Genomic DNA, 13,538 nt, shown 5'->3' with positions numbered 1-13,538 from the left:
AACGACCGCGCAGATCGAGCGGCGCGGTCGTGTGGTTCAACCCGAGGGCCCAGACTGACATGCCCATGATTATAAAATCAGCAGCCTTGCGGGGCTTGACGAGGGACAAATGGCTTTCCCTATGACAGCCATAACCCCAGCCGAATGTTCCTGCCCCCGCGCCACCCCTCCCGATGGACCTGCCGGCCCTTCTCGACCACCTTCTCAACTTCGTCGCCCCTGCCGCCTTCATGGCGCTGGTGCTGGCCTTTGTCGGGCGTTTCCTCGGCGGCCGGCGCGACGGCGCCCCGCGCTGGTGGGTGCAGTGGGCGCTGACCTTCGCGGCCGGCGTGGCGGTGCTGGCGGCCGGGCTGGCCGTGTTCGGGCGCGACGGGGCGATGGCGACCTATGCCGCGCTCGTCGTGGTCTGCGGCACGGTCCAGTGGCTGGCGATGCGCGGCTGGCGCCGCTGAAGGGGCCGCCGCCCGCTCAGCCGAGCCGGCGGATCATGTAGACCGACTCGCCCGGGTAGGTGGCCAGCCGGGCCTGTTGCTGCGGGCCGTCGGGCAGCGCGGCCGCATAGCCCTGGCGCTCCCAGAACCCCACCGAGGATTGCACCGACACCAGCGTCGACTGCCGCCAGCCGGCCTGCAGCGCATGAGCCCAGGCATGGCGCACCAGCAGCGGCCCCAGCCGGAGGCCCGAGGCGCCCGGGTGCACCGCAAGGTCGTGCAGATAGATCGATTCGGGCTGCTGTGCCACCTCGAACTCGCCGTGCAGCGGCGTCAGCTTGCCGACCACCGACGGATAGCCCGCCAGGTAGGCCCGCACGCCGCCTTCGTGCTCCACCACCCATCCGGTGTGGGGCGCGGCAGCGAGCCGCCTCGCGATGAGCGCGCCGTCTTCCACGAAGCCCGCGCCGTAGCAGGCGAGCTGGATCGCCAGCACCGCGTCGAGGTCGGCGGCGCGCATGCCGCGCACGAAAGGCGTCGTCATCAGGCCAGCAGCAGCTTGTCGTCGTCGAGCTTCTCGCCGCGGGTCTGCTCGAACATGCGCAGCAGGTCGGGCACATCGAGCCCCGAGCGCTGCGGCCCGGCCACGTCGAGGATCACCTGGCCCTCGTGCAGCATCACCGTGCGCGAGCCGTAGTCCAGCGCCTGGCGCATGCTGTGCGTGACCATCATCGCGGTGAGCTGGCCGGCCTCCACGATCTTCGCGGTCAGCTCCAGCACGAAGGCGGCGGTCTTGGGGTCGAGCGCGGCCGTGTGCTCGTCGAGCAGCAGGATGCGCGAGGGCCTGAGCGATGCCATCAGCAGGCTCACCGCCTGCCGCTGTCCGCCAGAGAGCAGGCCGATGCGGTCGGCCAGGCGGTTCTCCAGCCCCAGCTTCAGGATCGACAGCTTCTCGCGGAACATCTCGCGCAGGTTGCGGTTGAGCGCGAAGCCGAAGGCCCGGCGCTCGCCGCGCTTCCAGGCCAGCGCCATGTTCTCCTCGATGGTCAGCGCCTCGCAGGTGCCGGCCATCGGGTCCTGGAACACGCGCGCCACCATGCCCGAGCGCTGCCAGGCGTTCATGCGCGTCACGTCCTTGCCGTCGATCTCGATGCGGCCCTTGTCGACGATCAGGTCGCCGCTCACCGCATTGAGGAAGGTCGACTTGCCCGCGCCGTTCGAGCCGATCACGGTGACGAACTGGCCGGTGGGAATCTCCAGGCTCAGGCCGCGCAGCACGCGGTTCTCGATCGGTGTGCCCGGGTTGAAGGTCATCTCGAGTTGTTGGGCGCGCAGCATCAGTTCTTCCCCTTGAACAGGCCACCCAGCCTGCGCTTGTAGGCGGGCACCAGCAGCGCGAAGGCCACCAGCACGGCGGTCACCAGGTTCAGGTCCTGCGCCTGCAGTCCCATGAAGTCGGTGTTCAGCGCCATCGCGATGAAGAAGCGGTAGAGCAGTGCACCCAGCACGCAGGCCAGCGTGGTGATGACCATGCTGCGCGCCGGAATCAGCGTCTCGCCGATGATCACCGCGGCCAGGCCGATCACGATCGTGCCCACGCCCATCGAGATGTCGGCCGTGCCCTGGCTCTGCGCGAACAGCGCGCCGGCCAGTGCCACCAGCGCGTTCGACAGCGCCAGGCCGGCCATGGTGTGGAAGTCGGTGGAAATGCCCTGCGCCCGCGCCATGCGCGCGTTGCCGCCGGTGGCGCGCATCGCGAGGCCGGCCTCGGAAGCGAAGAACATGTCGACCACGATCTTCGCGACGACCACGATCAGGAGCAGCAGAAGCGGCTTGGCCCACTGCTCGGGCATGCCGCCGAAGCTGGCCATGCTGAACACCGTGGGTTCGGTGATGAGCGCCACGTTGGGCTTGCCCATCACGCGCAGGTTGATGGAGTACAGCGCGATCATCACCAGGATGCTCGCGAGCAGCTGCATGATCTTCAGCTTGACGTTGAGCCAGGCCGTGACCCAACCCGAGGCGGCGCCGGCCACGCAGGCCACCGCGGTGGCGGCGACCGGGTTCCAGCCCGCCACGATCAGCGTCGCGGCCACGGCAGCGCCCAGCGGGAAGCTGCCGTCCACCGTGAGGTCGGGGAAGTTGATGATGCGGAACGACAGGAAGACGCCCAGCGCGACCAGCCCGAATATCAGGCCGATCTCGATGGCGCCCAGCGAAGCGATGAGCGACATGGGAAAGAGGAAGACGGGTTCGGCTTCTTACTTCGTGCTCACGACCTTGGCGGTCTTCAGCAGCTCGTCGGACAGCGTCACGCCCTGCAGCCTGGCCGCGCCCGGGTTCACCACCAGCTCGAAGTTGGCGCTGGTCTGCGACGCGATGGCGCCGGGCTTCTCGCCCTTGAGGATGCGCACCACGACCTTGCCGGTCTGGCGGCCGATGTCGGTGTAGTTCAGGCCCAGCGCGGCCACGGCGCCACGCTCGACGGTGGCGGTGTCGGCAGCCACCACCGGCAGCTTGGCCTGCTGCGCCACCTTCACGATGCCCTCGAAGGCCGAGACCACGTTGTTGTCGGTGGGCGTGTAGATCACGTCGGCCTTGCCGACCAGGCTCTGCGCGGCGGTCGGAACGTCCACCGTGCGGGCCGCGGCGGCTTCCACCACCGTCATGCCGGCTGCCGAGGCGGCCTTCTTGAGCGAGTCGACGATGGCCACCGAGTTGGCTTCACCGGGGCTGTAGATCACGCCGATGCGCTTGGCGGCGGGCACCACCTGCTTGATGAGGGCGATGTGCTTTTCCAGCGGCGAGAGGTCGGACACGCCCGTCACGTTCGTGCCCGTGGGCTCCCAGCTCTTCACCAGCTTGGCCGCGACCGGGTCGGTGACCGCCGAATACACCACCGGAATGCTCTTGGTGGCCGCCACCATGGCCTGCGCCGACGGCGTGGCGATGGCGACGATCGCGTCGGGCTGGTCGCCCACGTACTTGCGGGCGATCTGTGCTGCGGTGCCCACGTTGCCCTGCGCGCTCTGGTAGGTGAACTTGAGGTTCTTGCCTTCCTCGTAGCCCGAAGCCTTCAGCTCGGCCTTCACGCCGTCGCGCACCGCGTCCAGCGCGGGGTGCTCGACGATGGCGGTCACGGCCACCGACTTGGTGTCGGCCGCGAACGAAGGCGCTGCGGCCAGCATGCCGAGGGCCAGGGCCACTGCGCTGAAGGGGGTGCGAAGCAAAGCGTTTTTCACGGGAAAGGGTCTCCGGGTGGGGATTGGGATGCGTCTGAAGCCGCAGGCAGGTGCCGGCGGCAGGGGGTTCAGCGGCTGGACATCGCGTCGTGCGATCCGGGCGCCAGGGAGTCTAGATCGTACTTTGCACAATTAAGGTGCATGAAAGCCTCGGGCTTACCCCGCTTTGCGCCATAAAATTGCATCGACTTGGTGCATCGGGAGAAGAAATTGCATGACATCGCCCTCGACCGGATCGACCGGAGAATTCTCGAGCACCTGCAGGCCCACGGCCGTGCCACCAACCTGGAGCTGGCGGAAGCGGCCAATCTCTCGCCCGCCCAGTGCCTGCGGCGCCACAGGCGGCTGGAGGAACTGGGGTTGATCCATGGCTACGCGGCGCGGCTGAATGCCCGCCACATCGGGCTGGGCGTGACCGCCTTCATCCACGTGACCATGGCCCGCGGCCACGTCGACGAGCTGCCCAAGTTCCAGGACCTGATCGCCGACATGAAGCAGATCCTGGAGTGCTACTCGGTGACCGGCGACTTCGACTACGTGCTCAAGGTCGTCGCCCAGGACCTGGAGTCGCTCTCGCAGTTCCTGATGCACACCCTGATGCACATGCCCGCCGTCTCGGCGGTGCGCTCCAGCGTGTGTCTCAACGAGGTCAAGTTCACGACCGCGCTGCCGCTGGAGTGAACGCCTTCAACCCGCCACGCCGGGCGCCGGCGGCGCCGCCGTCATCACCATCGTCGGCACCGCCAGCGGAAGCGACGCCTTCTTCAGTTCGTCGAGGATGGTGAACAGCAGGTCGCTGCGCACGCCTCCCGCCAGCCGCGGGCTCGCCACGTAGGCGATTGCCTGGAAGATCAAGAGCCCGTTCTCGATGCCCTCCAGCGTGAGCGAGGGCGCCGGCGTCTCCAGCACGCCCTCGTGCCCCTTGCAGGCCGCGAGGATCAGCTCGCGCACGCGCTGCGCGTCGGTGGTCAGCGGCATCGGCAGGCGGATCAGCACGCGGCCCTCGGCGTTGGCCAGCGTCATGTTGCGCACGGTCTTGGTGATGAACTCCGAGTTCGGCACGATCAGCGTCGAGCGGTCGCCCAGCTGGATCTCGGTGGCGCGCACGTTGATGCGCCGCACGTCGCCCTCGGCCGTGCCCAGCACGACCCAGTCGCCCACCTTCACCGGCTGCTCGGCCAGCAGGATCAGCCCGGAGATGAAGTTCTGCACGATGGCCTGCAGGCCGAAGCCGATGCCCACCGACAGCGCGCTCGCCACCCACGCGATGCGCTCGATGCCGATGCCCAGCGCCGACAGCGAGAAGGCGATCACCAGGATGCCGCCCACGTAGCCCAGCAGCGTGGTGATGGAGCTCTGCATGCCCGGCTCGAACTTCGTGTTGGGCAGGTAGCTGCGCGCGAGCCAGCGCTTGAAGATCCGCAGCCCCACGAAGCCGATCACCGCCACCGCGATCGCGCTGAAGATCGCACCCGGCACCAGCTGGAACTCGCCCACCTTCACGCCGGTGCCGAACTTGCCGCTGCGCTGGAAAACCTCGCCCGGCCCCGTGCCCAGCGGCGCGGCCAGCGCCACCAGCATGTAGAAGAAGAGCGCCACGCGGCTGATCGCCGAAAGCACCGTGGCCGCCTGGTCCAGCGTCTGCGGCGCGAGGTTGAAGCTCTTCTGCAGCCGCTGCCCGAAGCCGGCGCGCGACGACACCGTGGCCATGAACACGTCGTCCGCGAACTTGAAGAGCACGTAGAAGGCCGCCGCGACGATGCCGCTCCAGGCCAGCTGCGATGCGAGGAAGCTGGCGAGCGCCACGTAGCCCACCGCCACCAGCACCCAGATCGCGATCATCAGCGCGCCGATCAGCGCCACCAGCATGCCGACCCACATCGGCCGCTCGGGCAGGCCGGCCTCGGCGGCGTCGGCGCGCAGCGGCTTCACCAGGTAGAGCACCGAGGCGACCAGCGCCGTCAGCACCAGCGCGGTGAGCACGTGCGTGGCCACCACCGCGGCGAAACTGGCGTCGATCAGCGCGTTGACCTCGGCCGGCGTCCACGCCAGCACCGCCACCAGCGCCACCAGCCAGGGCAGCGGTGCGAGCCGGGTGGCCATGGCGTCGGGGATGGGCGGCAGCCGCCACGAGGGCCGGCGCGTGGCCAGCAGCCCCCGGCCCAGCCCGATCACGAAGGCCATGAACACCAGCAGCTGCGCCGCCGACTGCAGCACCTTGCGCGCCTGCGGCTCCCAGGTGGCGAACTCCTTCAGCACCTCGACGAAGCCGTGCGCCGCCACCGCCACCAGCAGCACATGGCTGGCGACGATGCCGATCACCAGCAGCGAGCGCCGCAGCCGCCCTGCGGGCAGGTAGCGCGCGGCCAGCCAGGTGAGCAGCACCTCGGCACCCCAGATGCCGAACACCGTGAGCAGCAGCGCCCCGACCAGCGCGGCGATCACCGGCAGGCGGGTCTCGGGCTGCGTGGCGGCCAGCAGGCCGTCGTTCACCGACGAGGCCATCGCCTTCAGGCGCTCCAGGTCGTCGGGCCACGCCTCGCGCAGGCTGCTCCAGAACTCGCCCGTCAGCGGCGAGGCCGCGCGCTCGGTGAGCTGCGCCTCGAACAGTGCCCGGCGCTGCGTCACCAGCTCGGTGCCGCGCTGCCGCACGTCGACCGACAGCAGCCGCGCGAGGCGGATGTCGGCATCCAGCGCATTGCGCTCCTTCGTGAGGCGGGCGCGCTGGCGGGTGATGTCGGGATCTTCGGTGGCGCCGGCGGCGGGCGGATTGCCGAGTTCGCCGAGCTTGGCGTTCAGGTCGGCCAGGTCGCCGGTGCGCGCTGCAACGAACTTGTCGGCCTGCACGCCGATGTCGTTGATCTGGGCGAGCAGCTTGCGCGCGTCGTCGTCCGTCTCGGCGGCGTTGCTGAGCTTGGTGAACTGCGCGCGCAGCTCGGCGATCGTGGGGGCGGGGGCTGCGGCAGCCGCGGCGGCACTGTTGCCGTTGTTTCCGTTGCCGATGTCCGGCTGCGCCTGGGCGCCACCGCAGATGAACAGGGCCGCGAGGAAGAAGCTCGCGAAGCGTTGGGTCCAACTCATGGCTGCATCATAGAAGCCGCCATTTCGTAAGGACTGGTAAGAATCTCCGCGTCAGGCGGCTGGCGGAAAGAGATCGACCCTGTCGGTGATGATGCCGTCGGTGCCCAGCTCGAGCAGCCGCTGCGCGGTCCGGTCGTCGTTCACCGTGTAGCTCAGCGCGCGCATGCCGGCATCGTGCACCATCGAGACCACCGCGGCGTCCCACAGCGCGTGGTTGCAGACGATGGCGACGCAGCCCAGCTGCCTGGCGGCATCGAGCCAGCCGTCCCAGAGCTTGTCGAGCAGCAGGCCGCGCGGCAGCTCGGGCTGCACCGCCTGGGCGCCCTTGAGCGACTCGACCTGGAAGGATGTGAGCAGCGGCGGCACCGCCGCGCCCTGCCACAGCCGGGCCGCTTCGCGCGCCACCGCCTCGCCGGTTTCACGCTCGGTGCCCGGCGTGGGCTTGATCTCGATGTTGAGCAGATGGCCGTTGGCCAGGCAGAAGCGCGCCAGGTTCTCCAGCGTGGGCAGCGGCTCGCCCGCATAGGCCCGCGAGTGCCAGCCGCCCGCATCGAGCTGCGCCAGCGCGCTCCAGGGCTGCGCGCCGCCGATGCCGCGGCCGCTGGTGGTGCGGTCGAGCGCGGCGTCGTGCATCAGGAACACCACGCCGTCGGCGCTGAGCTTGGCGTCGCACTCGAACATGCGGTAGCCATGCGAGGCGCCGAGCCGGAAGGCGGCCAGCGTGTTCTCGGGCGCGAGCTTGCCGGCGCCGCGGTGGGCGACCCAGCGGGGGTAAGGCCAGGAATTCATGATCATTCTTTGAGTGAAGCCCCAGTTTCTTCGAGTAGCACCGCGGAACCGGCCTTGCCGGGCCGCCGGTGCCGCCCCGGCAGGGGGTTGGCGACGCGACACGAAGTGCGCGCAGCCTGGGGGCGAGATTAATCAGCGCGCTTGCCGGAGCCGGCGTCGAACCAGTGCAGCTTGTCTTCGCGCGCCGCGATCTTCACCGTGTCGCCGGCCACGGGCGGATGGTCGGCCTCGTCGGTGCGCATGATGATCTGCTCGTCGCCGATGCGGCCATACACCAGCCGTTCGGCACCCAGCAGTTCGACCTGTTCGACCTGCACCGACCAGCCGCTCTCGTCGAGCTTCAGGTGCTCGGGGCGGATGCCCAGGATCTGGCCCGGGCGCACGCCCGGCGCGTGCTTGAGCAGGTTCATCGGCGGCGAGCCGATGAAGCTCGCGACGAAGGTGGTGGCGGGGCGCGAGTACACCTCCTCGGGCGTGGCGAACTGGTCCATCACGCCGCCGTTCATCACGATGATGCGCTGCGCCAGCGTCATGGCCTCGACCTGGTCGTGCGTGACGAACAGCGAGGTGATGCCGAGCTCGCGGTGCAGCTTCTGGATCTCGAGGCGGGTCTGGGCGCGCAGCTTGGCGTCGAGGTTCGACAGCGGCTCGTCGAACAGGAACACCTGCGGCTGGCGCACGATGGCGCGGCCCATGGCCACGCGCTGGCGCTGGCCGCCCGAGAGCTCGCGCGGCTTGCGCTCCAGCAGGTGGCCCAGCTCGAGGATCTTCGCGGCCTTGTCGACGCGCACCTTGATCTCGGCAGGCGGCACCTTCGCGATCTTCAGGCCGTAGGCCATGTTCGCGTACACGCTCATGTGCGGATAGAGCGCGTAGTTCTGGAACACCATGGCGATGTCGCGCTCGGAGGGCTCCAGGTTGTTCACAACCCTGTTGCCGATGGCGATCTCGCCGGCGGAGACTTCCTCCAGGCCGGCCACCATGCGCAGCAGCGTCGACTTGCCGCAGCCCGAGGGCCCGACGATGACGATGAACTCGTGGTCGGCGATCTCGGCGCTCACGCCGTGGATGACCTGGTTGGCCTTGGGCCCGTGGCCGTAGCGCTTGATGACGTTGCGTAGGGAGAGGGAAGCCATGTCTATTCGAGTTCTCCGATGTTTTTCAGGAACACCGCGCAGCCGGCTCTGCCGGGCCGCAGGTGTTGCCCCCGGAAGGGGGTTGGCGCAGCGGCACGAAGTGCGTGCAGCCTGGGGGCGAGCGTCATTTCTCAGTGTCCACGAGGCCCTTGACGAACCACTTCTGCATCAGAACCACCACCAGCGCCGGCGGCAGCATCGCGAGGATCGCGGTGGCCATCACCACGTTCCATTCGTTCTGGCCGTCGCCGCCGGCGATCAGCCGCTTGATGCCGACCACGATCGGGTACATGTCCTCGTTGGTCACCGCCAGCAGCGGCCAGAGGTACTGGTTCCAGCCGTAGATGAACTGGATCACGAAGAGCGCGGCGATGCTGGTCTTCGACAGCGGCAGCAGCACGTCGAAGAAGAAGCGCATCGGGCTCGCGCCGTCCATGCGCGAGGCCTCGGTGAGTTCCTCGGGCACCGTCAGGAAGAACTGCCGGAACAGGAAGGTGGCGGTGGCCGAGGCGATCAGCGGCACCGTGAGGCCCGCGTAGCTGTTGAGCATGCTCAGGTCCGACAGCACCTTGTAGGTGGGCAGGATGCGGACCTCCACCGGCAGCATCAGCGTGACGAAGATCGCCCAGAAGCAGATCTTCTTGAACGGGAAGCGGAAGTACACGATGGCGAACGCAGACAGCAGCGAGATCGCGATCTTGCCGACGGCGATGACCAGCGCCGTCACCAGGCTCACCCACATCATGTGGGCGACCGGGGCGTTGGAGCCCGCACTGCTCGCGCGGCCGAAGAGCGCGCCCTTGTAGCTCTCGAGCATGTGCGAGCCGGGCAGCAGCGGCATCGGCCGCTGCACGATCTCCTGTGCGGTGTGGGTGGACGCCACGAACGCGAGGTAGATGGGGAAGGCGACGATCAGGACGCCCAGGATCATCACCACGTGGGCCAGGATGCCCTGGGTGCTTCTTCTTTCAACCATGTCAGTACTGCACCTTCTTCTCGACGTAGCGGAATTGCACGATGGTCAGCGCGATCACGATCACCATCAGCACCACCGACTGCGCGGCCGAGCCGCCCAGGTCCAGGGCCTTGAAGCCGTCGTGGTAGACCTTGTAGACGAGGATCTCCGTGTCCTTGCCCGGGCCGCCCTCGGTGGCGGCGTGCACGATGGCGAAGGTGTCGAAGAACGCGTAGACCACGTTCATCACCAGCAGGAAGAAGGTGGTGGGCGACAGCAGCGGGAACTGCACCGTCCAGAAGCGCCGCCACGGGCGCGCGCCGTCGATGGCGGCAGCCTCGATCAGCGACTTAGGGATGGACTGCAGCCCGGCCAGGAAGAACAGGAAGTTGTAGGAGATCTGCTTCCACACGGCGGCCATCACGATCAGCGTCATGGCGTGCTTCGAGTTGAGCAGGTGGTTCCAGTCGATGCCGATCTTGCCCAGCGCATAGGCGACCACGCCCAGCGACGGGGAGAACATGAAGACCCACAGCACGGCGGCTACCGCGGGCGCCACGGCGTACGGCAGGATCAGCATGGTCTTGTAGAACATGCCGCCGCGCACGATGCGGTCGGCGAACACCGCCAGCGTCAGCGACAGCGTCAGTCCGATGCTGGCCACCAGCACCGAGAAGATGGCGGTGGTCTTGAACGACTCGGCATAGGCCGGGTCCTCGAAGAGGTCCTTGAAGTTCTGCAGGCCGACGAAATCGACCGAGGTGCCGAAGGCGTCCTGCTGCTGGAGCGACTGCAGCAGGGCCTGCCCCGCCGGCCAGAAGAAAAACACGAATATCACCGCCATCTGCGGTGCGAGCAGCAGCCACGGCAGCCAGCCCGAACGAAAGAAAACGCGTTTTTCCATGAACCCTCTACGTAAAAAATCCCGCCGCGCCCGCTCTTTCGCAAGAGCCGACGGGGGCGGGCGATATTAGCCGGACACGGACGCCGTCCGGCGGCCGGGCGTCAGCTCTTGTTGGCCTTCTGGAAGCGTTCGAGCTGCTCGTTGCCTCGGGTCACGATGGCGTCGAGGGCTTCCTTGGCGGTCTTCTTGCCGTTCCAGACCTGTTCGAGCTCTTCGTCCTCGATGGCGCGGATCTGCACGTAGTTGCCCAGGCGGATGCCGCGGCTCTTGTCGGTGACCTTGCGGATCATCTGCGTCACGGCCACGTCGGTGCCGGGGTTCTGCTTGTAGAAGCCGGAATCCTCGGTGAGCTTGTACGAGGCCGTGGTCACGGGCAGGTAGCCCGTGCGCTTGTGGCTGGCGGACTGCACTTCAGGCGTGGAGATGAAGCTGAAGAACTTGGCCACGCCCTTGTACTCGGCCGGCTTCTTGCCCGACATGACCCACAGGCTGGCGCCGCCGATCACGGTGTTCTGCGGTGCGCCCGGCACGTCCGGGTAGTAGGGCAGGGGAGCCAGGCCGTAGGCGAACTTGGCGTTCTTGGCCACGTTGCCGTAGAAGCCCGAGGAGGTGTTGATCATGGCGCACTCGCCCGACACGAACGAAGCCTCGGGCACGTTGCCGCGGCCCTTGTAGACGAAGAGGCCCTGCTTGGCCATGCTCGCCAGGTTCTCGATGTGGCGCAGGTGCAGCGGCGAATTGACCTTCAGGCGCGCGTCCAGGCCCGACAGGCCGTTGTTCTTGGACGCGAACTCGACGTTGTGCCAGGCCGAGAAGCTCTCGACCTGCGTCCAGTTCTGCCATGCCGTGGTGAACGGGCACTTGTGGCCGCTGGCCTTGAGCTTGGCGGCGGCTGCGACCACTTCGGGCCAGGTGGCGGGCGCCTTGTCGGTGGGCAGGCCGGCGGCCTTGAAGGCGTCCTTGTTGAAATAGAAGATGGTGGTCGAGCTGTTGAACGGGAAGCTCAGCATCTGGCCGTTGGGGGCGGTGTAGTAGCCGGCCACGGCGGGGATGTAGGCGGCCGGGTCGAATTTCTCGCCCGCGTCCTTCATGACCTGGCCCACCGGGACGATCGCGCCCTTGCTGGCCATCATGGTGGCGGTGCCCACCTCGAACACCTGCAGGATGTGCGGGGCGTTGCCGGCGCGGAAGGCCGCGATGGAGGCCGTCATCGATTCGTCGTAGGTGCCCTTGAACGTCGGGACGACCTTGTATTCCTTCTGGCTCTCGTTGAACTGCTTCGCCAGGTCGTTGACCCACTCGTTGTTGACGGCAGTCATGGAATGCCACCACTGGATCTCGATCTGGGCGTGCGCCACGTTGAAAAGCGTGGTGGCGGCCAGCGCCGATGCCAGCGCGAGCGTCTTGAATCGCATGAAGACTCCTGAAGGGAAAAATGGAAAGCGCGGATGCTAGGGCATGTGCATGACACAGCCGCGTCACATTGGCGCACGGGGGGCGGGTTTCTTCCAATCGGGGAAACCCCTTTGGGGCCTTCGGCCGCTCCTTGCCTTCCCTCGCGGATTTGGCCCTGTTCGCATCAGGCCCGGCACGGGTCGTCGCCCTTCTTGCTGCGCCGCACCATGCTAGCATCGCCCTCCCTTTTTTCGGCCTAGCCTGTCGCCGTGGCCGGGGCTTCGAAGAGAACCTCCATGAGCAGCAAAACCTCCCTCGACAAAAGCAGGATCAAGTTCCTCTTGCTCGAAGGCATCCATCCCTCGGCCGTGGAGGTGCTGCGCGCCGCCGGCTACACCAACGTGGAGTCGCTGCCCGGTGCGCTGCCCGATGCCGAGCTGAAGGAAAAGATCGCCGACGTGCATTTCCTGGGCATCCGCTCGCGCACCCAGCTCACCGCCGAGGTGTTCGCTGCGGCGCACAAGCTGGTGGCGGCAGGCTGCTTCTGCATCGGCACCAACCAGGTCGACCTCGAAGCCGCCCGCGAGCATGGCGTGGCGGTGTTCAACGCACCGTACTCCAACACCCGCTCGGTGGCCGAGCTGGTGCTTGCCGAAGCCATCCTGCTGCTGCGCGGCGTGCCCGAGAAGAGCGCGGTGGCGCACCGCGGCGGCTGGCTCAAGTCGGCCGACAACGCCTACGAGATCCGCGGCAAGACGCTGGGCATCGTGGGCTACGGCTCGATCGGCGCGCAGCTGTCGGTGCTGGCCGAGGCGCTGGGCATGCACGTGGCCTTCTACGACGTGGTCACCAAGCTGCCGCTGGGCAATGCGCGCCAGGTGCGCGACCTGCACCAGCTGCTGGCCCAGAGCGACATCGTCACGCTGCACGTGCCCGAGACCCAGGCCACCCAGTGGATGATCGGCGCGGCCGAGATCGCGGCGATGAAGCCCGGCGCCATCCTCATCAATGCCTCGCGCGGCACGGTGGTCGAGATCGAGCCGCTGGCCGAGGCCCTGAAGGCCCGCAAGCTGCTGGGCGCCGCCATCGACGTGTTCCCGGTGGAGCCGCGCAGCAACAAGGACGAGTTCCAGTCGCCCCTGCGCGGCCTGGACAACGTGATCCTCACGCCGCACATCGGCGGCTCGACCATGGAAGCGCAGGCCAACATCGGCCTGGAAGTGGCGGAAAAGCTGGTCAAGTACAGCGACAACGGCACCTCGACCTCGTCGGTCAACTTCCCCGAGGTGGCGCTGCCGGCGCACCCTGGCAAGCACCGCCTGCTGCACGTGCACCGCAACGTGCCGGGCGTGCTGTCGGAGATCAACAAGATCTTCTCGGACAACCACATCAACATCTCCTCGCAGTTCCTGCAGACCAACGAGAAGATCGGCTACGTGGTGATGGACATCGACGCCGCCTCGTCCGACCTGGCGCTGGAGAAGCTGGCGAAGGTCGGCGGCACGATCCGCAGCCGCGTGCTGTTCTGAGTTTTTCCGGAGATCCCCGGGGAGGGGCTCCCCGGAACCGGCGCCTACCACAAGGCCGAAGCAACCGCCACGCGGC

At 67.7% G+C, this 13,538-nt stretch carries 13 protein-coding genes; 3 read left to right on the top strand and 10 right to left on the bottom strand.

From position 1 onward, the window contains the following. Window positions 1-173 precede the first annotated feature (173 nt). Complete coding sequence (locus ACTJLF_RS24870; protein ID WP_019656557.1) at window positions 174-452, top strand: hypothetical protein; 279 nt, start codon at window positions 174-176, stop codon at window positions 450-452. Between the two features lie 16 nt (window positions 453-468). On the opposite strand, the gene ACTJLF_RS24865 is transcribed toward ACTJLF_RS24870, so the two are convergent. The 4 genes from ACTJLF_RS24865 to ACTJLF_RS24850 are packed head-to-tail and all read right to left on the bottom strand — an operon-like array spanning window position 469 to window position 3,619. Next, window positions 469-975 (bottom strand): GNAT family N-acetyltransferase, encoded by a 507-nt coding sequence (locus ACTJLF_RS24865; RefSeq protein ID WP_440884083.1) that lies wholly within the window; start codon window positions 973-975, stop codon window positions 469-471. Further along, entirely contained in the window at window positions 975-1,769 is a 795-nt protein-coding gene (locus ACTJLF_RS24860; protein WP_126024692.1) for an ABC transporter ATP-binding protein, read from the bottom strand. Before ACTJLF_RS24860 ends, ACTJLF_RS24865 begins: the two co-directional genes overlap by 1 nt. Beyond that, window positions 1,769-2,665 (bottom strand): ABC transporter permease, encoded by an 897-nt coding sequence (locus ACTJLF_RS24855; RefSeq protein WP_019656560.1) that lies wholly within the window; start codon window positions 2,663-2,665, stop codon window positions 1,769-1,771. The genes ACTJLF_RS24860 and ACTJLF_RS24855 overlap by 1 nt, the downstream gene beginning before the upstream one ends. Window positions 2,666-2,692: 27 nt before the next feature. Beyond that, window positions 2,693-3,619 carry an ABC transporter substrate-binding protein gene (locus tag ACTJLF_RS24850; RefSeq protein WP_051127633.1) on the bottom strand — a complete coding sequence of 309 codons (927 nt, stop codon included), beginning with the start codon at window positions 3,617-3,619 and terminating at the stop codon, window positions 2,693-2,695. 264 nt (window positions 3,620-3,883) lie between these two features. Here ACTJLF_RS24850 and ACTJLF_RS24845 point away from each other — a divergent pair, with 264 nt between their 5' ends. Then, the gene (locus tag ACTJLF_RS24845; protein WP_126183056.1) at window positions 3,884-4,354 is read left to right on the top strand and encodes an Lrp/AsnC family transcriptional regulator; all 471 of its coding nucleotides are present in this window, start codon (window positions 3,884-3,886) and stop codon (window positions 4,352-4,354) included. A gap of 6 nt (window positions 4,355-4,360) precedes the next feature. Here the strand turns inward: ACTJLF_RS24845 and ACTJLF_RS24840 are convergent, their stop codons facing one another. The 6 genes from ACTJLF_RS24840 to ugpB all read right to left on the bottom strand — a co-directional run bounded on the left by ACTJLF_RS24840 (window position 4,361) and on the right by ugpB (window position 11,953). After that, entirely contained in the window at window positions 4,361-6,754 is a 2,394-nt protein-coding gene (locus ACTJLF_RS24840; protein ID WP_440884082.1) for a DUF3772 domain-containing protein, read from the bottom strand. A gap of 51 nt (window positions 6,755-6,805) precedes the next feature. Continuing rightward, entirely contained in the window at window positions 6,806-7,549 is a 744-nt protein-coding gene (gene ugpQ, locus ACTJLF_RS24835; protein ID WP_440884081.1) for a glycerophosphodiester phosphodiesterase, read from the bottom strand. A 122-nt stretch (window positions 7,550-7,671) separates the two neighbouring features. Beyond that, window positions 7,672-8,679 (bottom strand): sn-glycerol-3-phosphate ABC transporter ATP-binding protein UgpC, encoded by a 1,008-nt coding sequence (gene ugpC / locus ACTJLF_RS24830; protein ID WP_126183059.1) that lies wholly within the window; start codon window positions 8,677-8,679, stop codon window positions 7,672-7,674. 124 nt (window positions 8,680-8,803) lie between these two features. Further along, on the bottom strand, window positions 8,804-9,655 hold the full coding sequence (gene ugpE / locus ACTJLF_RS24825) for a sn-glycerol-3-phosphate ABC transporter permease UgpE (RefSeq protein ID WP_019656566.1): 852 nt from the start codon (window positions 9,653-9,655) through the stop codon (window positions 8,804-8,806). 1 nt (window position 9,656) lies between these two features. Continuing rightward, entirely contained in the window at window positions 9,657-10,538 is an 882-nt protein-coding gene (ugpA, locus tag ACTJLF_RS24820) for a sn-glycerol-3-phosphate ABC transporter permease UgpA (RefSeq protein WP_019656567.1), read from the bottom strand. Window positions 10,539-10,639: 101 nt separating this feature from the next. Then, on the bottom strand, window positions 10,640-11,953 hold the full coding sequence (ugpB, locus tag ACTJLF_RS24815; RefSeq protein ID WP_019656568.1) for a sn-glycerol-3-phosphate ABC transporter substrate-binding protein UgpB: 1,314 nt from the start codon (window positions 11,951-11,953) through the stop codon (window positions 10,640-10,642). Window positions 11,954-12,229: 276 nt separating this feature from the next. Between ugpB and serA the strand changes: the two genes are divergently transcribed. Beyond that, window positions 12,230-13,462 carry a phosphoglycerate dehydrogenase gene (gene serA, locus ACTJLF_RS24810; protein WP_019656569.1) on the top strand — a complete coding sequence of 411 codons (1,233 nt, stop codon included), beginning with the start codon at window positions 12,230-12,232 and terminating at the stop codon, window positions 13,460-13,462. Window positions 13,463-13,538: the final 76 nt, after the last annotated feature.

Origin of the sequence: Variovorax sp. 22077, from assembly GCF_052044195.1 — a bacterium.
GTDB lineage: Bacteria > Pseudomonadota > Gammaproteobacteria > Burkholderiales > Burkholderiaceae_C > Variovorax > Variovorax atrisoli.
This window is presented reverse-complemented; position numbering and strand designations above follow the sequence as displayed.